The following is a 23,847-nucleotide window of genomic DNA, read 5'->3' as shown; positions in this document are numbered from 1 at the left end:
CTCGTATTTGGCGCCGACGTCGATGCCGCGCGTCGGCTCATCGAGGATCAGCACTTCCGGGTTGGCGAACAGCCATTTCGACAGCACCACCTTCTGCTGGTTGCCGCCCGAAAGGTTGCCGGTCATCTGGTAGACGCTCGACGCGCGGATGTTGGTCTTCTTGCGATAGTCGTTGGCGACGTCGAGCTCGCGCAGGTCGTCGATCACGCCGTGGCGCGACACGCCGCCAAGATTGGCGAGCGTGATGTTGTGCTTGATATGGTCGATCAGGTTCAGCCCGTAGGTCTTGCGGTCCTCGGTGACGTAGGCGATGCCATGCTTCACCGCTTTGCTGACCGAGGAAAGATCGACAGGCTTGCCGTTGAGCAGCACCTCGCCGGTGATGCGGCGGCCATAGGAGCGGCCGAACAGGCTCATGGCGAATTCGGTGCGTCCTGCGCCCATCAGCCCGGCAATGCCCACCACTTCGCCTTTGCGCACATCGATATCGATGCCCTTGATCACCTGGCGGTCGGCGTGGATCGGGTGATAGACCGACCAGTCGCGAATCTGCAGCACGACGTCGCCGATCCTGGGCTCGCGCGGCGGATAGCGGTCGTCGAGCGAACGACCCACCATCGAAGTGATGATGCGATCTTCGGAAATGTCCTTCCTGGCAAGCGTCTCGATGGTGCGCCCGTCGCGGATGATGGTCACCTTGTCGGCGACCCGGTTCACCTCGTTGAGCTTGTGCGAAATCAGGATCGAGGTCATGCCTTGCCGCTTGAATTCGAGCAGCAGGTCGAGCAGGGCCTGACTGTCCTTTTCCGACAGGCTCGCCGTCGGCTCGTCGAGGATCAAGAGCTTCACTTCCTTGCTCAGCGCCTTGGCGATCTCGACCAGTTGCTGCTTGCCGACGCCGATATTGGTGATCAGCGTATTGGGATCTTCCTTGAGACCGACCTTCTTCAGCAACCCGGTCGTGCGCGCCTCGTTGGCATCCCAGTCGATGATCCCGCGCTTGGCATGTTCATTGCCAAGAAATATGTTCTCGGTAATCGACAGCATCGGCACCAGCGCAAGCTCCTGGTGGATGATGACGATACCCTTGTGCTCGCTGTCGTGAATGCCCTTGAAATGGCACTCCTCGCCGCGAAAGATGATCTTGCCGTCATAGCTGCCTGAGGGGTAGACACCCGACAGGACCTTCATCAGCGTCGACTTGCCGGCGCCATTCTCGCCGACCACGGCGTGGATCTCGCCTTCCTCGACACGCAGATTGACGTTCGACAGCGCCTTCACGCCGGGAAACGTCTTGGTGATGTCCTGCATCTCCAAAATCGTCGAGGCCATGGGCAATAATTCTCCTGCGAGGTCCGCAACAATACCGGGGTCGCTGGTGAACGAAAAGGGGCCCTGCGTTGCGCAGGACCCCTGGCTTTGCAACCGAAATTACTTCAGGTCCGCGGCCTTGATGTAGCCGGAGTCGACGACCAGCTTCTGGTAGTTCGACTTGTCGACTTCATGCGGCGTCAAGAGGATCGAGGGAACGACCTTGACGTCGTTGTTGTAGGTCTTGGTGTCGAGGCCGTCCGGCTTGCCGCCCGACAGCACCTTGTCGACCAGCTCGACGGTGGCCTTGGCGAGGTCACGTGTATCCTTGAACACGGTCGAATACTGTTCGCCGGCGATGATTGCCTTCACCGAAGCGGTTTCGGCATCCTGGCCGGTCACGACCGGCCAGGGCTGGTCGGCGGTGCCGTAGCCGACGGCGCGCAGCGAGGCGATGATGCCGCGCGACAGGCCGTCATAGGGTGACAGAACGCCATCGACGCGGGCGCCGCCGCTCGAGTAGTTGGCCGAGAGCAGATTGTCCATGCGGGCCTGTGCGGTCGCGGCCAGCCAGCGCAGCGTGCCGACCTTGTCCATGCCCATCTGGCCGGACTTCACGACGAGCACCTTGCTGTCGATCAACGGCTGCAGCACCGACATGGCGCCGTTGTAGAAGAAGAAGGCGTTGTTGTCGTCGGGCGAGCCGCCGAACAGCTCGATGTTGAACGGACCCTTCTTGTCCGGGTAGCCGAGACCCTTGAGCAGCGAATTGGCCTGGATGACGCCGACGCCGAAATTGTCGAAGGTGGTGTAATAATCGACATTGCCCGTCTTCTTGATCAGGCGGTCATAGGCGACGACGACGACGCCTGCGTCATTGGCCTTTTGCAGGGCGGCAGACATGGTGGTGCCGTCGATCGAGGCGATGATCAGCGCCTTCGGGCCCTTGGTGATCTCGTTTTCCAGCTGGCTGAGCTGGTTGGGGATGTCGTCCTGCGCGTACTGCAGGTCTACCGTGTAGCCCAAAGCCTCGAGCTGGGACTTCACGGCGTCGCCGTCATTGATCCAGCGCTGTGAGGTCTTGGTGGGCATCAGCACGCCGACGAGCCCCTTGTCGGCTGCGTAGGCGGTGGCCGACATGGCCGCGATGCTGACCGCCAAGGCGGCGACTAATGTCTTGATGATTTTCACTTAACTCTCCCTGGTTGATGGACGCGGCACCCCGGGGGTCGCGGGCCGCGCAATCGTGCAGAAGCGCCAAGGCACTGCTGCCGTCATATCGATCTCCGGTATCCTCCCATGGTTTCGAGCCGCTGATTTCAATCGATACGATTTTTTGTCGTCGGCGACCGTCGCGTCTCGGAACGCACTGACGTTGCGACCCTTTTGTCATAACTGTCAAATGCGATCTTTGATGTTTGCCATATCACGCTTGGTATGTGTTATTGAGACAAGGCAGGGCGGCACGAATGCCGGCTGGCCAGGAAGGAATCGGGGAAAGCATGGCGGCGTTACGAAATCCGGCCGCGGTTTCAAACGGTTACAGCGAGACGCCGGGCGATGGCGAAACCTTGCTGCGCAGCGGCCTCAGCCTGCGTCACATGCGCATGATCGTCGCGCTCGACGATCACGGCCGGGTGAGCGCGGCGGCGCAGGTGATGAACATCTCGCAGCCGGCGGCCTCGCGTATGATCGCCGAGATGGAGGCGGTGCTGGAGGTCAAGCTGTGCGAAAGGCTGCCGCGCGGCATCACGCTGACGCCCTACGGCAAGGCACTGGCAAGGCGCGCGCGCTCGATCCTGCTGGAGATGCGCGAGGTCGATCGCGAGATCTCCGAGCTCAAGGCGGGCAAGGGCGGCTCGGTGTTCCTGGGTGCCGTGACCGCGCCGGCGATTGAACTCGCGGTGCCGGCGATCCGCGAAATCCGCCGCATCTATCCGCGTATCGAGATCACCATGCAGGTTGAGACCTCCAATGTGCTGGCACGCGAACTGATCGCCACGCGCCATGATTTCATCATCGCGCGCATCCCTGATGACCTCAATCCGCGGCTGTTCGAATCCCGTGTCATCGGCGTCGAGAAGGCCTGCCTGATCGTGCGCCGTGGCCACCCGCTCACCAGTGCCAGCGTGGTGCGGCTCGAAGACACTGCGGCCTATGACTGGGTCTTCCAGTCCGGCGGCTCGCCCTTGCGCCAGGCGATGGAGAGCAATTTCCTCAACCGCAACATCGCCTTGCCGGACCGGATCCTCAACACCAGCTCGCTGCTCTTGACGCTGGTCATGGTCGCGCAATCCGACGCCATCGCGCCGGTCTCGGTGCAGGTGGCGAAATTCATCCAGAATCCCGATGGGCTCGCCGGTGCCATCGATGTCGTCCAGACCGAATTCGACATCGAGGTCAGACCCTACAGCCTGATCACGGTCAAGAACCGCGTGCTGTCGCCGGCGGCCAAGATGCTGCACGATTTCATCCTGCGCGAAGTGGGATGAGGGAACAACAATCGCGACCGCGCGTTCAGGGCTATCGGCATGCCCGCTGAAGCCCATTCGGCGAGGGGAGGAGATGCCGATGATCAACTTGGAGGAGGGTTCGATGGAACGTCGGTTGTTTCTTACTGGAATGCTTGGCGCCGCCGGGGTGGTGGCATTTGCGAGTGTAGCCGGACCCAGTCGCGCCATTGCCGGTATCCCGCAGGGCAACGGGATTCTCGATGAGCTCGACAAGCCGGATCCGGCTGTCTTCGAAGGGGATGACGGGGTCGAACTGGAGCAGGTCTCCCATCGTCGCTGGCATCGCTACGGCGAATGGCGTCATGGTCGCCGCTGGCGCCGTCGCCATGGGCGCCGCCGTGTCTGGCGCAGGGTTTGCCGCCGGACCTGGCGCCACGGCCGCCGCCATGTGCGCTGCTGGCGCGAGCGCGTATGGGCCAGGGTCTGGCTGTAATCGGCTTCTGCCTAACGCAAGGACCGGCCACCGTTGCGTGGCCGGTTTCTTCACAACAAATCTTGTGCAGCCCGGCGCCGATCGCCTCAACGCGACGGATTTCGCCTTCATTTTAGCTTAGCCTAAGATAGAATCGACGGAACGATATCAGCCCCTGGCCGTTGAAGCGCTGTTTAGGTGGAGTTGTAAGCATGCCGAGGGGCCATCAGGAAGAACCGTATTTTGTAATGAGGATCATGCATTTGAAGGCAGCGGGCAATCAGCACGCATGAAAGGCGTGGCGATACTGACTGAGGCCCGTAGCGGCTCCGAATGGCTTGGCAGCCTGGCAAACAGCACCGGATTGTTCGGTAAGTCGGCAGAATGGCTTGATACGGCCAATCTGGGATGCAAGCCGAAATCCTTCGACGAACTCATGTCCGCGGTGATTGATCGCGGCGGGACGGCAAATGGTAGGTTCGCGGTAAAGCTGTTTCCCCGGCACCTTCACTGGTCGCAGGCGAAATATGGAGCCGACTTCCTCGCGGAATGCCTCCGGCGCCATGCCATGGGTTTGGTCCTGCTGGAGCGGCGGGACCGCCTTCGCCAAGCGATTTCCTATTGCCGGGCGAAGGCGTCAGGCCGTTGGAGAAGTACGGATGGAGCGGATTTGGTTCCGCGATACGACTTCGCCGGTATCTGTCAGGCCTATTTCCTGATCGAACAGAGCTATGCCTTCTGGGAGGCCTACCTGCGCATGGCGGACCTGCCCTACGATCATTTCTTTTACGAAGACCTGTTGGACGACCCCCGCCCTTATGTGGCATCGATGGCCCGGCAATTGTCGATTGAAATGCCGAACCGCGAGTTCAAGACGAATTTGCGGCTGCAACGGGACAATCACACCGAGGACTGGGCAGAGCGATTTCAAAACGACGTCAAATCCAAGGGCCTGCTGGCACATCTCCCCAAAAGGGTGGCGCCGCGAAATATCAACAATCTCGCCCGGTTCCTTCTCAAGAAGCAGATGCGAATTGGCCAGGCCTGACTTGACTTGACTAATGTCATGTCGGCCCCATCACGCGGTCGGGGGTTCATCGCTCAGTGCGGTTGGCAACAGCACATAGTCTGTAAAAACCGCCCATTTCAGGAGGGCGGCAAATCAGGCGCAAACCCTTGTGGCAGAAACTGGAGCGGGTAGCGGGAATCGAACCCGCGCGTTCAGCTTGGGAAGCTGACAAGCTACCATTACATCATACCCGCGCGTGCCCTCGTTACCATGAGGTTCGGCCTTCGGGCAATCGCAAAGCTGCCATCAAAACGCATGCTCCCAGGTTTCGTGGGCGCTGGCCTGCGATTCCTATTTTATCTTCGCGACCTTGCTGCTGGCGGCGAAGCTTGGCCAGTATTTCGAAATGGCGAGCGTCGTGCCGGACAGGTTCGCGCGGGCGCGGTAAAAAATCAGGCGCCGGGAGGCAGGTAGATCACGGCATACTCGTCCGCATAGGCGCGCTTCCAGCCCAACTCCGCGAAGAAGGGGATGCGGGTGTCGTCGGCTGTGAGGAGCGCCCAGCCGATGGTGTATTTCTTCAACTGGTTCTCGAGCAGGGGTTTTCCGTCACTGCGCCCGGTCGCCTCGTCGGTTTTCGTGAACCCGTTGAGGAACAGCTGGTCCGTTCTGCCGTCAATGTAGGTCTTGATGCCGTGGAAGATCAGCGTGCCGCCGAAATTGTAGGAATTCAGCACGTTGCCGGACAGGCGATGGTCCCTGGCGAATGCGAGGGCGCCGTTGGCCGCTGTCGTCGGGCTTGGCGCGACCTTGTAGGTGCTGCCGAGAATCGAGACGACGCCGACCGCCAGGACAGCCATCGCGCCGCATATTGTGTAGAACCGGCCGGCGAAGACCTTCTCCAGCCCATCACGCTTTTCCGCCAGCCATGTAGTAGCCGAGAGCGCGGCATATTGCCGTGCGATCTCGGCCGCGATTACCAACGGAATCAACAGGAAGGGCAGATATACAAATCGCAGATGCGCGAGATAGACGTGCAGCGTGAATACGATGAACAGCGCCTTGGCCCAGCCGATCCGGAGCCTCGATACCAGAAGCCCGAAAAACGCCAACAGCATCGCTGCTTCCTGGAAGAGCTGTTCTTGGGCGTTGAACGGCCGCCACTCCAGGATGAGTGGTACCGCCTCGTTGCCATAGGCCACGGTGAGCGTGGCCAGGATGGCCTTCACGCCATAGGGATGCATCAGGCTGACCAACGGACAGAGCAGGCCGAAAGCCGCCCATTTCGCCAGCAGGGCGGGTTTTGACAGGCCCGAGCGTGCCAGGAGATCGAGCCCGGCAAAGGCGGCGATGACGAAGCTCAGGGTGAACGTGGCATGCAGGTTCGCCCACAACACGACAAGCACGAGCAGCCACAGGGGCGGGGCTCGCTCTTCCTGCGCGGCACGAAACAGCATTGCCGTCCAGACGACGATGATCGGCAGGGTGAAGACGTGCGGGCGTGCCGTGTAGATCGGGGCGATCAGGAAGGCCGCGACGAAGGCCAGCGCCACCGCCAGTATCGGCTTCAGCCATGCGCTGAGGAACCATCCCACCAGGAAGACGGCCAGGCCGACCGTGGCGATGATCAGTGCGACGACGCCATTCCAACCGCCCGCGCGGTAGGCAAGGGCCAGAAGAACCTGCCCCAGCCATTCCTTGGCGATCCAGGGCTGGCCAGCGAAAGTATGGGAATAAGGGTCTACGGCCGGAAACGTCCGGCTCGCCAGGAAGTCCAGGCCGACCTTCACGTGCCACCAATTATCGGGATCCTGCAGGATCGCGCCGGCAAAGTCCGCCAGCACATAGGCCACGACACAGGCGCAGAGAAGACAGAATACCAGCCTGATGCGTTGCGCGTCCCCGAGCGACGGAGTGGCCGTGATGATTGTGGCGGCCTGATTCATGTCGCGGTTCCGGTCCATGTCGCGTTCGTTCCGGCCAAGGCGTCCGGATCATCGGCGACGAAGACGAAACGGGACGAGCCCAGATAGAAGATGACCGAGTAGAGGCAGTTGCCAGCCAGATGGACAAATGGGTTTTCGATGATACCGGCGGACATGGCGGTGATCACGATTCCCAGATTGGCGCCATAGGCGGCAATGAAGGTGATCGCGTACCGAACGACCGCGCCGGAGCGAAAATCGCCGGCGCGCCCGAACGTCCATCGCCGATTGAGGAAGAAGCCAAGGGTGAGGCCCGCGGCATAGCCTGTGGCATTGGAGACGATGTCGCCGAGCCCCAGCGCCAACGCGGTCAGGATGAGCGTATATCCAAGCGCGGTGTTGAGAAGCCCGACGGCGCCAAAGCGCAGCATCCGCGAGAAATCAGACGGAAGAGCCGACCGCATCCTGCCCATGCCGTTCCCGTTGCATCCGGTGAGCCTTCGCCTCAGCCACGCGCGGCTCGTTTCGCCATCTCCTGCAGGCGATGGACAGCCAGGTCGCTGTTCTTGGCGGGCTGGTCGCGCGAAACGATTTCGTTGACGAAGTAGAGCGGCCGCCGCTTCGTCTCCATGTACATGCGGCCGAGATACTCGCCGAAGATACCGAGCACCAGAAGCTGGACGCTGCCCAGGATCAGCATGATCGCGGCAAGGCTCGTCCAGCCGGGCAGCACATTGCCAACGGACCATTCCAGCAGCGTATAGCCAAGCACGACCAGGCCGAGCAGGCCGAACATCATCCCCAGCAGCGAGGCAAACCGCAAGGGCAGGATCGAAAAGCTGGTCATCGCGTCGACCGCCAGAAGAACCATCTTCTTCAACGGATAATGCGTGGTGCCAGCAAAGCGCCGGTGGCGTTCGTAGGGGAAGGCGACCTGCCTCAGCCCGATCCAACTCACCATGCCGCGAATGAACCTGTAGCGTTCGGGCATCGCGTTCAGATGGTCGAGCGCACGCCGGCTCATCAGCCGGAAGTCGCCGGAGTCCGGTGCGATGTCGACATCGACCATCCGACCAAGCAGGCGATAGAACATCGAGGCCGAAGCCAGTTTGAACCAGCTTTCGCCGTCGCGCTTCACCCTTTGGCCGTAGACGACGTCGAAGCCTCCATCCATCTTCACCATCATCGCGCCGAGCAGTTCGGGCGGATCCTGGAGGTCGGCGTCGAGAATGAGGATGCGCTCGCCGCGGCAGAACTCAAGCCCCGCGCTGAGCGCGATCTGGTGGCCGTAGTTGCGCGCCAGGTCGATGGCGACCACATGGTCGTCCTTTTCGGCCAGTTCGAAAATGGCCTCGCGGGTGCCGTCGGTCGCCCCGTCGATGACAAGAACGATCTCGTAGGAAGGGCTTTGCTCAAGGCACACGGCGCTGACGCGCCGGTGAAGCTCGGCCACGCCGTCGCGCTCGTTGTAGCACGGCACGACGACCGACAGCATGACTGGGCGGCGCGCGCCGATTTTTCCCGTTCCCACCAAAGCCTGGCTCCCGCTATGGCAATGGCAATAACGGCAATTGGTTAGAAAACAGATAAGCCCGACATGGGCCGCCGACACTGCGCGTCTTGGCGCCATCCGTGGCTGCCATTACGAACGGACGGGTAACTCCATGCGGATGCGGGCGCCGCGCCACGAGCCCGTCAGGATCCGGATCGTTCCGTCATGCAGCAGCGCAATCTGCCGGGCGAGGTTCAGTCCCAGTCCCGCTCCACGCGACTGCGGCTGCAAGCGGTAAAAAGGCTCGAAGACATTCTCGCGCTCTTCCGCGGGAATGCCCGGGCCCTCGTCGCGCACTTCGATGCCTCCGGTCCCGTCGATGGCTATCGTGATCGTGCCGCGGCCGCCGCCATGCTCGATGGCGTTGCGCACCAGGTTGGCGAGCGCCCGCTCGATCTGCAGCACGTTGACCTCGACATGCGCCTTGTTCGGCGACGGTTCGAAGGCGAGGTCATAGCCGGCCTCGATGGCGAGCGGGGCGAAATCGGCGGCGACCCGGCTGACGAGATCGTCGAGATCGACGATCTGGCGTTGCTCGGACGGGCGATCCAGCAACTGATGATCGAGCAGTTGCTGGGCAAGGTGCGACAGACGCTCGATGTCATGCAGCAGGCGCACGCTTTGTGGTTCCTGCTTCAGCAATTCGGCGCGTGTGCGCAGGATGGCGATCGGCGTGCGCAATTCGTGCGCGGCGTCGGTCAGGAAACGGTTGTGCCGGTCATAGCCCTGCGCGAGCCGGGCCAAAGCCTCGTTGAAGGCGTTCACCAGCGGCGCGATCTCCTGCGGCACCTGCTTGACCGGAAGTTGCATGGCCCGGGTGCCGATATCGATGCGCGCGGCCTGGCGCACGGTGTCGACAAGGCCGGCAAAGGAGCGGCGCACGATGGTCGGCGTCGTCACCAGTGTCGTCGCGCCCATCACGAGGATGACGGGCAACAGCAGGATTGCGATGACGACCGCGAGCGCCGGCAGCGCGCGCTCCCAGTTCCTGCTGCCATCCGGATTGCGCGCGACTTCGACGGTGGCCGAGATGTTGACTTCGAGGCCGTCTGTCTGCTGGCGCGACGACTGCGTCGCGGCGACGATCTGCACCGTGCCGGCCTTGGTCGAAGCGTTTTCCAGATAGGCTTCCGGCCGCATGTCCTTGTCGGAGAATCCGATCGTGGCGTGGTCGGCCTCGCCAAGCAGGTCGCCCAAGTTCTTGGTATAGACGTCCGGTATGGTGCCGAAGCGGACGCTTTCGCCACTGCCGTCGCGAACGACGTACCAGACATTTGGAAAACTCTCGCGAAACGCTGTGAGTTCTTCCGTTTCACGCACGATCAGCCTGCCGTCCTTGTCCCGGTCGACGGCATCCTTGACGGCCGCGACTGCAGCCTCGTTGTCGATCAGCAGGCGCGGATTGGCGATCCACAGTGCTGCCGCGCAAAGCACGATGAAGATAAGCAGCGTCGCTGCCTGCAGCAGGATCAGCCGGCGGACCAGGATCCATTGCAGCGAACGCGCGCGCGCCTTCTTCACGAGGCCGCCCGCAAGAGATAGCCGAGATTGCGGATCGCCCGGATCTCGATGCCGGCGGCGACATCGTCGAGCTTGCGGCGCAGCCGGGAAATATGCGCGTCGAGCGCATTGGAGCCGATCTCGTCGTCCAGGGCGTAGACGGCCTCTTCGAGCGTGCCGCGCATGATGGTCCGGCCCGGCCTGCGGATAAGGGTTTCAAGCACCAGCCTTTCGCGCCGCGGCAGATCCAGGGCCTGATCCTCGACCAGCGCCTCGCGATGGCGGAAATCATAGATGAGGCGGCCGACCATCGTCTGGTTGGCGCGCGAAGTGAACGAGCGCCGGTGCAGCGCATGGAGCCGCGCGACGAGTTCCACCGTGGCGAAGGGCTTGACCATGTAATCGTCGGCACCGGCATCGAGCCCGGCGACGCGGTCGTCCAGCCCGCTCATCGCCGTCAGCGCGATCACCGGTACGTCCAGGTGCAAGGCGCGCAGACGCGGGATCAGGCCGAGACCGTCGCCATCCGGCAGCCGGCGGTCCAGCACCACCGCGTCGTGATAGCCAAGACGAGCCACCGCCTCCCCGTCGGCCAATGTCGCGGCATGGTCGACGACGATATCCAGACGCTCGAGAGCGGCCTTCAGCACGGAGGCCATTTCCGGTTCGTCCTCGATCAGCAGGACGCGCATACGTATTCTCCTTCACTCACGGCCGGTCGGGATCCGCCGCGGCAATTCATTCGCATTCCAGCTTTGGCTGGCGGAAATTGGTGACGAACCAGCGGCCGCCCGAAGCGCGTGCGTAGAATGTGTAGAAGCATTCCTGGCGCTCGATATAGCCAGGCGTTTCGGTCTCTTCATAGACGGTTCCGCGTTTTGTGTGGCGAACCTCGCCGCTCGATGTCCCGGAAACCGCGTTCGTCGACACCTTGCGCCATTGATAGGCGCGCTCGCCCTGGCCGAGGTCGACAACCGCTATTGGCGGACCATAATCCAGAATGACCGATTCGACCGGTTGCCCGACATAGTTCTTCATGATGTCGGAGGCGCAGCCCGCGAGCGCGATTGCGATGAGCACTATCTTCAGGGCTCGTAGGAAGTAGCCGGCTCCATGCATGGACATAACAGATTCCCATCGTGAATTCACGCGCGGGACCTAGATCGCGAAGATTACATCGACATTGCAGCGAAGTGCCGGATCGGGGTCTGTTGCGGAAAAAGCCGTCGTCCAAGGCTCGGGCGCATATCGAAACACGCGATCGCGCGACGCCCGGCGGGCTTCGCGCGATCCGATGTGCACCCTCCTAGAACCGATAATTGATGCCGGCCTTCAGCTCATGACTGCCGATCGTCGTCTTGGCCGCACCAAGGGCCGATGTCGTCTCGACGCCGGGAGTGCGGACATAGTCGTACTCCACCTTGGCCGACAAGCCACCGGCGAAGCCCTGCTCGATGCCGGCGCCGACGAGATAGCCGACCTTCCATCCGTCGCTGCTGCTCAGATTGTCAGCCTTGTCGAACTTGGTCAGCGCAACGCCTCCGGTTCCAAACAGCAGCGTCTGGTCGAAGCTCAGGCCGGCCTTGGCCTTGGCCGCACCACGCCATTTCTCCTTGATCTTGCCGCCCTGGACGTTGTGTTCGGCACCGCCGAGATAAGAGCCTTCGATCTCGGCGCCGAGAACGGCGGGGCCCATCTGCTGGTTGTAGCCGGCCTGAACGCCGCCGCTGAAGCCGTTTCGGTCGGCGAACGGATTGGGCATCTTGGTGAACGCCGTACCGCCATGGACACCGACATACGCGCCGCTCCACTGGAAGGCGGGGGGATCGTTGTAGGTTGGCGAGAGGTCGGCGGCCATCGCCGGTCCGAGAAGGCACAAGGCGAGGGTTCCCGCCGTCAGGACGATCTTTGCTCGAGAGGACACTGCATTACTCCAACACGGACGCGCATCCGACAAATCGATGCGCAGGTTAATTCCCGGGAGCCTGACCGTTGGGCGGCCATGCTCCGATTGGCGTCTTTCAGGGATGGTCGTGCGGTTCTGGGGACCGGCTTTCGCCGGCTGTTGTAGGGGGCAGGGCGCCGCGCGATCCATCACCTGAAAGACGCCTGATATCTCGCAGGTGAAAATTGCACGCACATTGCGCGACATTCGAAAATGACGATTTTGCGCTTTATTTTCAATAAATTAAAATGATCTTGTTTACCTATGTTTAAGAAATGCGGAGCCCCGGAATCCTGAATCTCGATCATCCGGATGAAGGGCCACACCGTTCCGGCTCGTTCGCCGCTCGGATGCTCGAGCGGTGACGGCTTCCCGCGTACGGACCGCGCTGGCTTGATGGATGGCTGCCAAGCACGTATCTCTGGGCCGTGCCCATCAGTCCGGGCATCTCAACCGGGAGACGGCCTTGTCCGCACTGACACGCATTCTTGGCGACTCGCCGCTCAGGGTGATCCTGAAGCTGCTGGTGGTGTCGTTTCTCGTCGGACTGGTCATGAATGCCTTCGGCTGGTCGCCGATGGATGTCTTCTACGGCATCCAGAAGTTCTTCATCGATCTGTGGAATCTGGGGTTCCACGCCATGGACCGTTTCCTTGGCTACATCCTGCTCGGCGCCGCGGTCGTCGTGCCGGCCTTCGTCCTGCTCAGGATCGCCAACTACCGGAAATAGCTTTCCTGCTTAGGCGTAGCCCGACGCGACCTCGAACAGGATGGCGTGGCGGGCGGCAAGTGCCGGCACATCCGTGGAATAGCCGCCGCCGATGACACCGCAGACCGGAATGCGGCGCGCGCGGAAATGACTGATGACGGTCTCGTCGCGGGCACGAAGTCCGTCATTGGAAAGTGCCAGCCGGCCAAGCCGGTCCTCGGCATGGACGTCGACGCCGGCGTTGTAGAAAACGATGTCCCAGCGCGCTCTGGCCGACAGCTCCGGCAGGATCGTGGCTAGCCTTTCAAGATAGGCGGCATCGCCCGTGCCGTCGGGCAGCGCGATGTCGAGGTCGGAGGCGATCTTGCGCGCGGGGTAGTTGCGCTCACCATGCATGGAAAAGGTGAACACGCGCGGCTCGTCTCTCAGAATATCCGCCGTGCCGTCGCCTTGATGCACGTCGAGATCGACGACCAATATGTTGTGTGCCGCACCCTCTGCGAGCAGCATCAGCGAAGCGACCGCGACGTCGTTGAAAGTGCAGAAGCCGGCGCCCTGTGCGCGCCGTGCGTGATGGCTGCCGCCGGCGGTGTTGCAGGCAATGCCGTGGCGCAAGGCAAGCCGCGCCGCGAGTGCTGTGCCGCCGGTGGCAAGCTGTGCGCGCATCGAAACGCGCGGGCCGACCGGAAAGCCGATCTCGCGCTCGATCGTGTCCGGGACAGAGCAGGTGATGACCTGGTCGACATAATCCGCCGCGTGGGCGAGCTTCAGCCATGAGGCTGGTGCGGGTTCCGCAGTGTTGAGCGCGTTGGGTCCGGCCAGGCCGCGTGTCCGCAAGGCCTCCATCAGCAAGGGATACTTGCTCATCGGAAAGCGATGATTGACGGCAAATCCGGCGTCATAGTCGGGGTGGTGGACGATCTGCAGGGGCATGAACGGGAACCGGCGGCTTCGCGCCAGAGCGGGATTTCGGTTGGCCGTCGCGTGAAGAATGATTGCGCGGTGGCCGGAAAATGGGGCACATCGGCTCTCCGATCAAGCAGCAATCAGCAAGGCAGCAATCCCTTGGACAAGGGTGCAACCCCGGCCGACGCCAGATATTTTGTCGTCACCAACCGTTCCGTGCTCGCTATCGCGGTGCCGATGACGCTTGCCTACCTGACGACGCCAATGCTCGGCCTGGTCGACACGGCCGTGGTCGGCCAGTTCGGCGACGCCGCCTTGCTCGGCGGCCTTGCGGCGGGCGCGCTGGTCTTCGACGTCGTCTTCACCTCCTTCAACTTCCTGCGCTCGGGCACCACCGGCCTCGTCGCCCAGGCGTTCGGGCGTGGCGATGCGCTCGAGGAGCAGGCGGTGTTCTGGCGCGCCGTTCTCATCGCGGTGGTCGCCGGTATAGTGCTGGCGGCGCTTTCGCCTCTGCTCGCTGTCGGCGGCCAGTGGTTCATGGATGCCGGGCCGCGCGTCAGCGAGGCGATGGGCATCTACATCAGGATCAGGCTTCTCGCCGCCCCCTTCTCGCTGATCAACTATGCCGTCCTTGGCTATGTCCTGGGGCGCGGCGAGGGCGGGCTCGGGCTGGTGCTGCAACTGGTGCTGAACGGCATCAACATCATACTCTGCTTCCTGCTCGGCCTGGAGCTTGGCTGGGGCGTCGCCGGCGTCGCCTGGGCGACCGTCACCGGCGAGTTCCTGGCCATGCTGCTGGGTCTTGCCATCGTTGTCGGACGCTTCCGCGCCACGCCGCCCCTGCCACGCCATCGGCTGCTCGACATGGCGGCCTTCCTGCGCATGCTGTCGCTCAACCGCGACATCATGATCCGCTCCTTCTCCCTGCTTGCGGCCTTTGCGCTGTTCACCCGCCAGGGCGCGCAGTTCGGCACGGTGACGCTGGCCGCCAACGCGGTCCTGATGAATTTCTTCCTTGTCGCCGGCTATTTCCTCGACGGCTTCGCCACCGCCGCCGAACAGCTTGCTGGCCGCGCCGTCGGCGCGCGTGCCGAGCGGTCCTTCCGGCAGGCGGTGCGGCTGACCTTGCTCTGGGGCCTTGGGTTGGCCGGTGCCGCGACGCTGGTGCTGCTCCTGGCCGGCACCAAGCTGGTCGCCGTCGTCACGACGTCGCAGGAGGTCCGCGCCGTGGCCGACATCTATCTGCCCTGGGCGGCATTCACCGCGCTGAGCGGTGTGCTGGCGTTCCAGATGGACGGCGTCTTCATCGGCGCGACCTGGTCACGCGACATGCGCAATATGATGCTGCTGTCGTTCCTCGTTTTTGCCGTCGCGCTGCTCACGCTGGCGCCTGCCTTCGGCAATCACGGCCTTTGGGCGGCATTGCACGTGTTTCTGCTGGCGCGCGGCTTCAGCCTGCTGACAATTCTGCGGCTACGGGTGCGGACGGCCTTCAGCTGAGCGGCTTCGATGCCCATCGATCAAGATGGCTGTCGCGCAAGTCGCGAATGGACTTCAGCCGCTCGGTCTCGGCAAATCGCGCCATCCCGGCGACGATCCGGCCAGGCAGCGCCGGTCCGGCATAGATCATGCCGGTGTAGAGCTGGACGAGATCGGCCCCTGCGCGGATCTTTTCCAGTGCCGTATCGGCGGAATCGACGCCACCAACACCGATGATGGCCATGTCCGGCCCGAGCAATTTGCGCATTCTTGCCAACGCGATGGTCGATCGATCGAACAATGGCCTGCCCGAAAGCCCGCCGGTCTCGCGTGCAGTGTCGCCGCTGCGCAGCGGCGGCCGCGAAATGGTGGTGTTGGAGACGATGACGCCGTCGACCCGATTCCCGGCGACCTCGGCGGCGATATCCTCCAGTTCGGCCTCGACCAGATCCGGCGCGATCTTCAGGAAAACGGGTGGTTGCGCGGATGCCGCGGCACGCGCGGCCACGACCCGGGACAGCAATTCGCCGAGTTGCTCGCGCGCCTGCATGTTGCGCAGGCCCGGCGTGTTCGGCGACGAGATGTTGACGGTGAGATAGCTGGCATAGGCAGCGAAGCGGGAAACGCCGCTCTCATAGTCGCCGATCCGGTCGGCGCTGTCCTTGTTGGCGCCGATGTTGACGCCGACGATGCCAGGGCGCCCCTTGCGCGCGGCAAGGCGTTTCTCGGCGGCCGCATGACCCTCATTGTTGAAGCCCAGCCGGTTGATCACCGCTTCATCCGCCGTCAACCGGAAGATGCGCGGCTTCGGGTTGCCTGCCTGCGGCAGCGGCGTGACCGTGCCGACCTCGGCGAAGCCGAAGCCGAGGCCAAGCAGCGCGTCGGGCACCTCGGCGTTCTTGTCGTAGCCGGCGGCCATGCCGAGAGGGTTCGGGAAATCGAGACCGCAAAGCCCGACCTTCAGCCTCTCGTCTCGTATCGGTCGCCCGGCCACCGGCAGGCCGCAGCGCAGCGCCGCGATCGACAGGCTATGCGCGGTTTCCGGATCGAAGGTGAACAGCAGCTTCTGGCCAAACCGGTCGAGCACGCTCATTGCTCCTCCAGCGCCGGGAACTGGTGGGTGCCGTCGGCACCAAGCGGCAGCGGCTTGACCCAAAGCACGGCGCTCAGCTCCAGCACGCCATGGAGATGCGGAAACAGGGCGCCGCCGCGCGACACCTCGTATTTCAAGGCGTCGCCCAGGCTGGCGCCGTCGATGGCGACCAGCAGGAGGTCCGTCTGGCCCGAGAAATGCCTGGCCGCCGTTTCCCTGACCTGCGCCGCCGTCGAAAAATGGATGAAGCCGTCGGCGATGTCGATCGGCGCGCCGGTGAAGCGGCCATTGGCTTCGGCCTCGCGCCAGGGCGCTTCCGGGGTTATCTTGTAGATAATCTGTGACATGGTTGCGCTATAGTCCGAACCAGTCATGCGGGGAAGGCCACGCCAAGGGGTCGTCCCCATTTCCGGCGCAAACATGCGATATTTCAGGCTTTGGCCATGGAGGACAACATGCGTCTGCAGCACATCTTGATCCCCGCCGCGCTCGCTTCACTGGTCGCGGCCTCAGCTTATTCGGAAGAAACCGACCGCTACCGGCTGGAGAAGTCTGACAACGGCTATGTCCGCATGGATACACAGACCGGTGCTATGTCGCTCTGCGAGGAGCGCTCCGGCCAGCTTGTCTGCAAGATGGCGGCCGACGAACGCGCGGCTTTCCAGGACGAGGTCGACCGCCTGCAAACATCAATGAAGGCAATGGACGAGCGCGTCACCAAGCTGGAGAATTCGCTCTCCGCCCGTCTCGAATCGAAACTGCCGAGCGAGGAAGATTTCAACAAGACGATGAGCTACATGGAGCGTTTCCTGAAGGGCTTCATGGGCATCGTCAAGGATATGGACAAGGACAGCGGCGTCCAGCCCAACTCGCAGAAGACCTGAGCGCCATAAGGGAAAACGCGGCGCGCTGGCTTTGCCGCTTGAAAACGGCGCGCGGCCCCTCATAATCGTCCGACTGATCCCGAAAAGCCTTGAAATGATCGATGGGATTCGGGGAGGGATATTTGCCGTCAGGCTACACGTTCGTCATCGCCGACGATCACCCGCTGTTTCGCGGTGCGCTGCGCGAGGCGCTTGCCGGCATCGGCAATGTCGCCGCCATCCACGAGGCCGGCGATTTCGAAAGCGCCAAGGCGCTGGTCGTGGCCAATGAAGATGTCGATCTGGTGCTGCTCGACCTGTCGATGCCCGGCGCCAGCGGTCTTTCCGGCCTGATTTCGCTGCGCGGCGTGCATCCCGCGGTGCCGTTGGTGGTGGTATCGGCGCATGACGATCCGGCGACCATCAGGCGCGCGCTCGATCTCGGCGCGTCCGGCTTCATCTCCAAATCGGCCAGCATGGAAGAGATCCGCGGCGCTGTGCAGACGGTGCTTGCCGGCGACATCGCCGCGCCGGTTGGCGTCGATCTCGGCGTCGAGCGCGATCCGGAAATATCGGACCTGATCAAGCGGCTGCAGGCGCTGACGCCGCAGCAGACACGCGTGCTTGGCATGCTGGCGGAAGGCCTGCTTAACAAGCAGATCGCCTACGAACTCGGCGTCTCCGAGGCGACGATCAAGGCGCATGTCTCGGCTATCCTGCAGAAGCTCGGTGTCGACAGCCGCACCCAGGCGGTGATCCTCCTGTCCAAGATCGGCAGCGACCCGCTGCAGACGAGCGGCTGATCCGCTTTTGTCGTCGCATCAAGAGACACGATGCCGCTACTCGGCGGCTGGTGCCAGCGGTCTGACCCTGGCCATCATCGAGCGCAGCACCGCCGGCTTCAGCGGCTTGTTGATCACCGGAACGTCGAGCTCGCTTGCCGCGGCGCGCACCTCGTTGGAACGGTCGGCGGTGACCAGCACGCAGGCCAGATCCTGGCCGTAAGCCGCGCGCAGGGTCCTGATCGCGTCGAGCCCGGTCGCGCCATCCAGATGATAGTCGGCAAGCACGATGTCGGGCCTGCGCGCGCCCGGCGACAAGAAATCCGCTGACCCGGAGGCGGTGTCGACGCTGCATCCCCAGCCTTCGAGCAGCAATCGCATGCCGTCGAGGATACGCGCGTCATTGTCGATGCACAGCACTGTGAGCCCGGCAAGCGAGGACGCCGTGCGCGCTGGTGCTTTCTCGGTCTCCCGCCTGGGCGCCGCCACGGCCGCCACCGGAAGGATGACGGAGAAACGCGTGCCTTTGCCAGGATTGGAGAAAATGCGGATTTCGAGCCTGAGCACCCGGGCGATGCGGTCGACAATGGAGAGGCCGAGGCCAAGGCCTTCGGCTTCGCGCGCCCCTTCGTCCAACCGCGTGAACTCATGGAAAACAGTGTTCAGCTTGTCGCCGGCGATGCCTATGCCGGTGTCGATCACCTGGATCTCAGCCAGGTCGCCGCGCCGCCGCACGCCGACCAGGATGCGGCCGTGGCGCGTGTACTTTATCGCATTGGAGACGAGATTCTGGATCAGGCGGCGCAACAGATTGCGGTCCGTCGTCACCGCCAGCGACGACGGCATGATCGTCAGTCCGAGCTTTTTCTCCGCCGCCATCGGCCGAAAATCATTGCCGATCTGGCGCAGCAGGCCGTCGAGGCTGAAGACGGTGTCATCAGGCTTCATCGCGCCGGCATCGAGACGCGAGATGTCGAGCACCGCGCCCAAGATAGTCTCGACCGATTCCAGCGAGGATTCGATGTTGACCGCAGCCTTGCCGGCCGGCCCCTTGCCTGCCTTCTCGATCAGCGAGGAGCAATAGAGCCGGGCGGCGTTCAGCGGCTGCAGAATGTCATGGCCGGCGGCGGCGAGGAAGCGCGTCTTGCCGAGATTGGCCTCCTCGGCCAGCATTTGCGCCTGCGCCAGCTCCTCGTTGACCCGGGTCAATTCCTCGTTGACCCTAGTCAGTTCGATGGTGCGGGTCTTGACCCGCTGTTCCAGCGATTCATTGGCCCGCTTCAGCGCCAGGTCCTGTTCGACGCGCCCGGAAATGTCGGCATAGGTGGCGACGATGCCGCCATCCGGCATCGGGTTGGACCGTAATTCCAGGATGCGGCCGCTGGTCTTCAGCTCCATCTGCCAGGGGCTGACGAAACTGGTCAGCCGGTTGAGCATCGTCACGCGCTGTTCGGCGGGGATGTCGCCGCGCTCGGCCAGATAGCGCAGGATCTGGTCGAGCGAGACCCCGACCTGACCCATCTCGTCGGGCAAGTCGAACAGCGCCCGGTACTGACGATTCCAGCAGATGAGCCGGAAATCCCGGTCGAAGACGGTGATGCCCTGTTCCATCTGGTCGAGAGCGATCTGCAACAGGTCGCGGTTATGCTGCAGCGCCTCGGTGGCGTCGTCGAGCAGGCGGAAGGCGTCCCGGGATTCACGATCATGGCGTCTGAACAGCAGCGACAGGATCAGCCGCGCCGATGAGGAGCCGACGGCGCTGGCCAAGAGCTGTTCGGAAAAGCGGATGACGTCCATGCTCGCCTGCTCCTTGCCGTGGAGCGAAGTGCCGTTGGCCTTCTCGAACGACTGGAAGGAGCGCTCGGTGCGCTCGACGCCAAGGTAACGCCCGATCGTGTCCTTGAGATCGTTGACGGTTATGGCGGTGCGGAAGCGGCGCAGGCTGGGCATCGGGCCGGCGTCGCGCGGCACGAAGATCGACGCCTGGATGCGTTCCAGCGGCAGCGACGCGCGCGAGAGGGAGCCCAGGACAAAGAACACTGCGTTGATCGACAGGCTCCACAGGACGCCGTGGTTCAGCGGTTCGGCCACCGTGCCGAACAGAGCCTGCGGCCGCAGCGCCTCGAAGCCGAACAGCCCGTGCACGATGATGTCGGCATCGAGCGCGACGAATGATGGAAAAAGCAGCGTATAGCCCCAGACCAGGATGCCGGCGACCATGCCGAGTGCCGCGCCGCGGCCATTGGCGCCGCGCCAGACCAGCCCGCCGATCAGCGCCGGCGCGAATTGCGCGATGGCCGCGAACGACATCAGGCCGATCGACGACAGGCGCGCGCTGTTGGTGCTCTCGCGGTAGTAGAGGAAGGCGATGAACAAAAGGATGAAGATCGCCCCGCGCCGCACATTGAGGATCAGCGTCGACCAGTCCTCGTTCTCCGAGGTCGAGCTCTTGAGCAGGCGGCGTACGAACAGCGGAATGACGAGGTCGTTGGAGATCATGATCGACAGCGCCACGCTTTCGACGATCACCATGGCGGTTGCCGCCGACAGCCCGCCGATAAAGGCCGCCATGGCGAGCACGTCATGGCCGCTGAACAGGGGCAGCGACAGCACGTAGAGATCGCTGCTGGTGCCGGCGCCGACCAGCGACAGGCCGGCGAAGGCGATCGGCAGCACGAACAGGTTGATCGCCACGAGGTAGAGCGGAAACACCCAGGTCGCGGTGCGCAATTCGGCCTCGCCGCGGTTCTCGACAATGGTGACGTAGAACTGCCGCGGCAAGAGAATGATGGCGAAGCCGCTCAATCCCGTCAGCACCAGCCAGGTGGCGAGCGAGGTGTTGTATCCCATCGCTTGCCGCACATGCGCGTTTTCTGCGAGCCTTGCGAACATGTCGCCCGGGCCGCCGAAGATCAGGAAGGTGACCATGAGGCCGATCGCCAGGAACGCGGCAAGCTTGACCACGGTTTCGACCGCCACCGCCAGCACCAGCCCATCCTGGTGTTCCGTGGCATCGGCATGGCGAGTGCCGAACAGCACCGCAAACAGCGCCAGCAGCATGGCCACGACCAGGGAGATATCGCTGACGAACGGATCGAAGGAGGGCGGCGATCCCGTATAATGCTCGACCATCAGGCTGACCGAACCGGAGATCGCCTTCAGCTGCAGGGCGATATAGGGCACCGCGCCGATCGTGGCGATCAGCGTGGCGATCGCGGCGACGGCAAAACTCTTGCCGTAGCGCGCGCCGAGGAAGTCGGCGATCGAGGTGATCTTCTCGGTCTTGGCCAGCCGCACGATGCGGTTGAGCAGTGGGAAGCCGAACACGAACACCAGCACCGGCCCGGTATAGATGCCGAGGAATTCGAGGCCGCGCTCGGAGGAGAGGCCGACCGAGCCGAAGAAGGTCCAGGATGTGCAGTAGATGGCGAGGCTGAGCGCGTAGATGAAAGGCCGCGCCCGCCCCGGCCCGGAGATGGCCGAGCGTCGATCGCCCAGGCTGGCGATGGCAAACAGCAGCGTCACATAGGCGATCGCGATGATGACGATGAACAAGCCCTGCACGGCTCGCAATTCCTCCCTGGCCGGTTTGACGCCCGGCCTTCCTGCACGCAACCACAGCTTGGAAGCCGAGTCCATCGCGGCTTTCGGCGCATCGGTGTCTGATGACGTCGGGTAAAAACAAAGCGGTGCTTTCACCCTTTTTCCGGTTTTGCAACCGGGGGTTTTTGTTATTGTGAGCTCGGGCCGGGCCGAAAGACATTGGTGAGGCGGCAGCGCGGCCGGTCATGACAAGGAGGGTCGAATGCTGAAAGAATTCCAGGAATTCATCTCCAAGGGTAACGTGATGGACTTGGCCGTCGGCGTCATCATCGGCGCGGCCTTTGGCAAGATCGTCGATTCTCTCGTCAACGACATCATCATGCCGATCGTCGGAGCGATTTTCGGCGGACTGGACTTCAACAACTATTTCATCGGGCTTTCCTCGGCCGTCAACGCCACCTCACTGGCGGATGCCAAAAAGCAAGGTGCTGTTTTTGCGTATGGCAGCTTCATCACCGTCGTGCTGAACTTCCTCATCCTCGCCTTCATCATCTTCCTCATGGTCAAGGCCGTGAACAACATGCGCAGGCGCCTGGAGACAGAAAAACCCGCGCCAGCGGCAGCCCCTCCGCCTGCCGACGTGCAGCTTTTGACCGAAATCCGCGATTTGCTGGCCAGGCGATAGACGGGACAGGGCTCTCTGGACCAAAACCCCGGTCGTTCGCGGCCGGGGCTTTCTGTTTCGCATCTGGTAAAGAGCGGCAACCTGTTATGAGCCTGATAGAGACCTTGCGCGCCGAAGCCCGTGCGGCGCCGGAAAGCGGCATTGTCGCCGTCGTCAACTACGGCCGGCTGCGCGAAGGCCTGATCCCTCTTTGGGCCGGTGAGGGCGACCTGCCGACGCCGGCCTTCATCACCGATGCCGCGTCGAAGGCGCTGGCCGGCGGTGAGACGTTCTACACTTGGCAGAGGGGCATTCCCGATCTCAGGCAAGCGCTTGCCCGCTACTACGCCAGGCATTTCGCCAAGACGTTCCCGGAGGAGCAATTCATCGTCACCGGCTCCGGCATGCATGCCATCCAGCTGGCGCTCGCGGCACTCGCCGGCGCCGGCGACGAGGTGATCTATCTGTCGCCGGCCTGGCCGAATTTCGACGCCGCCGCGGCGATATCGGGAGCCGTTCCGGTGCCGGTCACGCTTGACCATTCCGGCAATGGCTGGTCCTGCGATGTCGAGAAGCTCGCGGCGGCGATCACGCCGCGCACCAGGGCATTGTTCATCAACACCCCGTCGAACCCGACCGGCTGGACCGCCGATCACGAGCCCTTGCAGGCGATACTCGATCTCGCGCGTGCGAAGAACCTCTGGATCATCGCCGATGAGATCTATTCGCTGTTCCACTACGGCTACGGCCGCGCGCCGTCCTTCCTCGACATCGCGACGGCGGAGGACCGCATCCTGTTCGTAAACTCCTTCTCCAAGAACTGGGCGATGACGGGCTGGCGCGTCGGCTGGATCAAGACGCATCCGAGCCTGCAGCAGGTGTTCGAGAACCTGATCCAGTATTCCAACTCGGGCGTTGCCCAGTTCATGCAGCGCGGCGCGATCGCCGCGCTCGACGAGGGCGATGCTTTCGTTGCCGAACAAGTGGAACGGGCGAGGAAGGCGCGAGACCTGGTCTGCGGCATTCTCGGCGCCACCGGCCGTGCCCGGTTCACCGTGCCGCAGGGCGCGTTCTATCTGTTCTTCATGGTCGACGGCATCACGGATTCGCGCAGCGCGGCTTTCGAAATCGTCGACAGGGCCAATGTCGGCCTGGCGCCCGGCACCGCTTTCGGTCCCGGCGGCGAAGCCTTCCTGCGCCTATGCTTCCACCGCCGCCTCGACCAGGTCGAGGAAGCGGCGCACCGGCTGGCGAATTGGATGAAAATAGGCTGAGGTTTGTTGCGCTTTCCGTAGCCAAGCGCCGCCCCTCATCCCCCTGCCGGGACCTTCTCCCCGTGGAAGACGGGGAGAAGGGACTGATCGCAATCTCGGCGCTTGTCCTGCAATATCTGTAATTGGCGAAATCATCTACGACAGCGCATTTCTCCCCGTCACTATACGGGGAGAAATGTCCGGCAGGACAATGAGGGGCGGCGCTACGGTTCGAGTAAACCCTGTGACGGGCACAAACCGGCTTTCAGCCGCCCGACTTGGGCACCAGCAGCGGAATGATGCGGTCGCTTTTGGCGACCGAGGGCCGTCCGGCCGAGCCGTAGGGGATGCCGAGCGCATCCCAGGTCTCGACCAGCGCGTCCTGCAG

22 protein-coding genes and 1 tRNA gene are annotated in these 23,847 nt (G+C 63.1%); 9 read left to right on the top strand and 14 right to left on the bottom strand.

Annotation, left to right across the window (positions count from 1 at the left end):
* On the bottom strand, positions 1-1,332 hold a 1,332-nt coding region (locus FJ958_RS30045), incomplete at its 3' end, for an ATP-binding cassette domain-containing protein (RefSeq protein WP_140749293.1).
* A 99-nt stretch (positions 1,333-1,431) separates the two neighbouring features.
* On the bottom strand, positions 1,432-2,502 hold the full coding sequence (chvE, locus tag FJ958_RS30040; protein WP_140749290.1) for a multiple monosaccharide ABC transporter substrate-binding protein: 1,071 nt from the start codon (positions 2,500-2,502) through the stop codon (positions 1,432-1,434).
* Between the two features lie 311 nt (positions 2,503-2,813).
* Here chvE and FJ958_RS30035 point away from each other — a divergent pair, with 311 nt between their 5' ends.
* The 3 genes from FJ958_RS30035 (at position 2,814) to FJ958_RS30025 (ending at position 5,284) form a co-directional block, all read left to right on the top strand.
* Positions 2,814-3,803: a LysR family transcriptional regulator gene (locus FJ958_RS30035; protein WP_140749287.1), complete on the top strand. Its 990-nt coding sequence runs from the start codon at positions 2,814-2,816 to the stop codon at positions 3,801-3,803.
* 79 nt (positions 3,804-3,882) lie between these two features.
* Positions 3,883-4,257 carry a protamine-2 (modular protein) gene (locus FJ958_RS30030; RefSeq protein ID WP_210243497.1) on the top strand — a complete coding sequence of 125 codons (375 nt, stop codon included), beginning with the start codon at positions 3,883-3,885 and terminating at the stop codon, positions 4,255-4,257.
* 268 nt (positions 4,258-4,525) lie between these two features.
* Positions 4,526-5,284, top strand: a complete 759-nt coding sequence (locus tag FJ958_RS30025; RefSeq protein WP_140749284.1) for a Stf0 family sulfotransferase — start codon at positions 4,526-4,528, stop codon at positions 5,282-5,284.
* A gap of 141 nt (positions 5,285-5,425) precedes the next feature.
* Here the strand turns inward: FJ958_RS30025 and FJ958_RS30020 are convergent.
* The 8 genes from FJ958_RS30020 to FJ958_RS29985 form a co-directional block, all read right to left on the bottom strand.
* Positions 5,426-5,499, bottom strand: a tRNA-Gly gene (locus tag FJ958_RS30020).
* Positions 5,500-5,697: 198 nt separating this feature from the next.
* Positions 5,698-7,191 carry a hypothetical protein gene (locus tag FJ958_RS30015; protein WP_140749281.1) on the bottom strand — a complete coding sequence of 498 codons (1,494 nt, stop codon included), beginning with the start codon at positions 7,189-7,191 and terminating at the stop codon, positions 5,698-5,700.
* Positions 7,188-7,643, bottom strand: a complete 456-nt coding sequence (locus FJ958_RS30010) for a GtrA family protein (protein WP_140749278.1) — start codon at positions 7,641-7,643, stop codon at positions 7,188-7,190. The genes FJ958_RS30015 and FJ958_RS30010 overlap by 4 nt, the downstream gene beginning before the upstream one ends.
* A gap of 32 nt (positions 7,644-7,675) precedes the next feature.
* On the bottom strand, positions 7,676-8,701 hold the full coding sequence (locus FJ958_RS30005; protein WP_210243496.1) for a glycosyltransferase family 2 protein: 1,026 nt from the start codon (positions 8,699-8,701) through the stop codon (positions 7,676-7,678).
* Between the two features lie 111 nt (positions 8,702-8,812).
* Entirely contained in the window at positions 8,813-10,243 is a 1,431-nt protein-coding gene (locus FJ958_RS30000; RefSeq protein WP_140749275.1) for a HAMP domain-containing sensor histidine kinase, read from the bottom strand.
* Entirely contained in the window at positions 10,240-10,914 is a 675-nt protein-coding gene (locus FJ958_RS29995) for a response regulator transcription factor (protein ID WP_140749272.1), read from the bottom strand. The genes FJ958_RS30000 and FJ958_RS29995 overlap by 4 nt, the downstream gene beginning before the upstream one ends.
* Positions 10,915-10,960: 46 nt before the next feature.
* A complete protein-coding gene (locus tag FJ958_RS29990) occupies positions 10,961-11,341 on the bottom strand; it encodes a hypothetical protein (RefSeq protein ID WP_140749299.1) in 381 nt (126 codons plus the stop codon).
* A 187-nt stretch (positions 11,342-11,528) separates the two neighbouring features.
* Entirely contained in the window at positions 11,529-12,146 is a 618-nt protein-coding gene (locus FJ958_RS29985; RefSeq protein WP_140613296.1) for an outer membrane protein, read from the bottom strand.
* A 487-nt stretch (positions 12,147-12,633) separates the two neighbouring features.
* Between FJ958_RS29985 and FJ958_RS29980 the strand changes: the two genes are divergently transcribed.
* Entirely contained in the window at positions 12,634-12,897 is a 264-nt protein-coding gene (locus FJ958_RS29980) for a DUF6460 domain-containing protein (protein ID WP_140749270.1), read from the top strand.
* 9 nt (positions 12,898-12,906) lie between these two features.
* Here the strand turns inward: FJ958_RS29980 and FJ958_RS29975 are convergent, their stop codons facing one another.
* Positions 12,907-13,809: a histone deacetylase gene (locus FJ958_RS29975; protein WP_140749267.1), complete on the bottom strand. Its 903-nt coding sequence runs from the start codon at positions 13,807-13,809 to the stop codon at positions 12,907-12,909.
* Between the two features lie 132 nt (positions 13,810-13,941).
* Here FJ958_RS29975 and FJ958_RS29970 point away from each other — a divergent pair, with 132 nt between their 5' ends.
* Positions 13,942-15,282, top strand: coding sequence for an MATE family efflux transporter (locus FJ958_RS29970; protein WP_140749264.1), 1,341 nt, complete (start codon positions 13,942-13,944; stop codon positions 15,280-15,282).
* Here FJ958_RS29970 and FJ958_RS29965 read toward each other — a convergent pair.
* On the bottom strand, positions 15,275-16,354 hold the full coding sequence (locus tag FJ958_RS29965) for a quinone-dependent dihydroorotate dehydrogenase (protein WP_140749261.1): 1,080 nt from the start codon (positions 16,352-16,354) through the stop codon (positions 15,275-15,277). The two genes, FJ958_RS29970 and FJ958_RS29965, sit on opposite strands and share 8 nt — an antisense overlap.
* Positions 16,351-16,701 carry a DUF952 domain-containing protein gene (locus tag FJ958_RS29960; RefSeq protein WP_140749258.1) on the bottom strand — a complete coding sequence of 117 codons (351 nt, stop codon included), beginning with the start codon at positions 16,699-16,701 and terminating at the stop codon, positions 16,351-16,353. The genes FJ958_RS29965 and FJ958_RS29960 overlap by 4 nt, the downstream gene beginning before the upstream one ends.
* Before the next feature lie 108 nt (positions 16,702-16,809).
* On the opposite strand from FJ958_RS29960, the gene FJ958_RS29955 reads away from it, so the two are divergent.
* Entirely contained in the window at positions 16,810-17,238 is a 429-nt protein-coding gene (locus tag FJ958_RS29955; RefSeq protein ID WP_140749255.1) for a hypothetical protein, read from the top strand.
* A gap of 122 nt (positions 17,239-17,360) precedes the next feature.
* A complete protein-coding gene (locus FJ958_RS29950) occupies positions 17,361-18,020 on the top strand; it encodes a response regulator transcription factor (protein WP_140749296.1) in 660 nt (219 codons plus the stop codon).
* Between the two features lie 36 nt (positions 18,021-18,056).
* Here FJ958_RS29950 and FJ958_RS29945 read toward each other — a convergent pair whose 3' ends face one another.
* A complete protein-coding gene (locus FJ958_RS29945) occupies positions 18,057-21,563 on the bottom strand; it encodes a PAS domain-containing hybrid sensor histidine kinase/response regulator (RefSeq protein ID WP_181176574.1) in 3,507 nt (1,168 codons plus the stop codon).
* A gap of 241 nt (positions 21,564-21,804) precedes the next feature.
* Between FJ958_RS29945 and mscL the strand changes: the two genes are divergently transcribed.
* Both mscL and FJ958_RS29935 read left to right on the top strand, forming a co-directional pair.
* Positions 21,805-22,227 carry a large conductance mechanosensitive channel protein MscL gene (gene mscL, locus FJ958_RS29940; RefSeq protein WP_140749249.1) on the top strand — a complete coding sequence of 141 codons (423 nt, stop codon included), beginning with the start codon at positions 21,805-21,807 and terminating at the stop codon, positions 22,225-22,227.
* A gap of 86 nt (positions 22,228-22,313) precedes the next feature.
* Complete coding sequence (locus FJ958_RS29935) at positions 22,314-23,480, top strand: pyridoxal phosphate-dependent aminotransferase (protein ID WP_140749246.1); 1,167 nt, start codon at positions 22,314-22,316, stop codon at positions 23,478-23,480.
* Positions 23,481-23,847 lie beyond the last annotated feature (367 nt).

The organism is Mesorhizobium sp. B2-3-5, from assembly GCF_006442395.1.
Taxonomy (GTDB): Bacteria; Pseudomonadota; Alphaproteobacteria; order Rhizobiales; family Rhizobiaceae; genus Mesorhizobium.
Note: the sequence above shows the minus strand (reverse complement) of the source record. Positions and strands in the feature narration are given on the sequence as shown.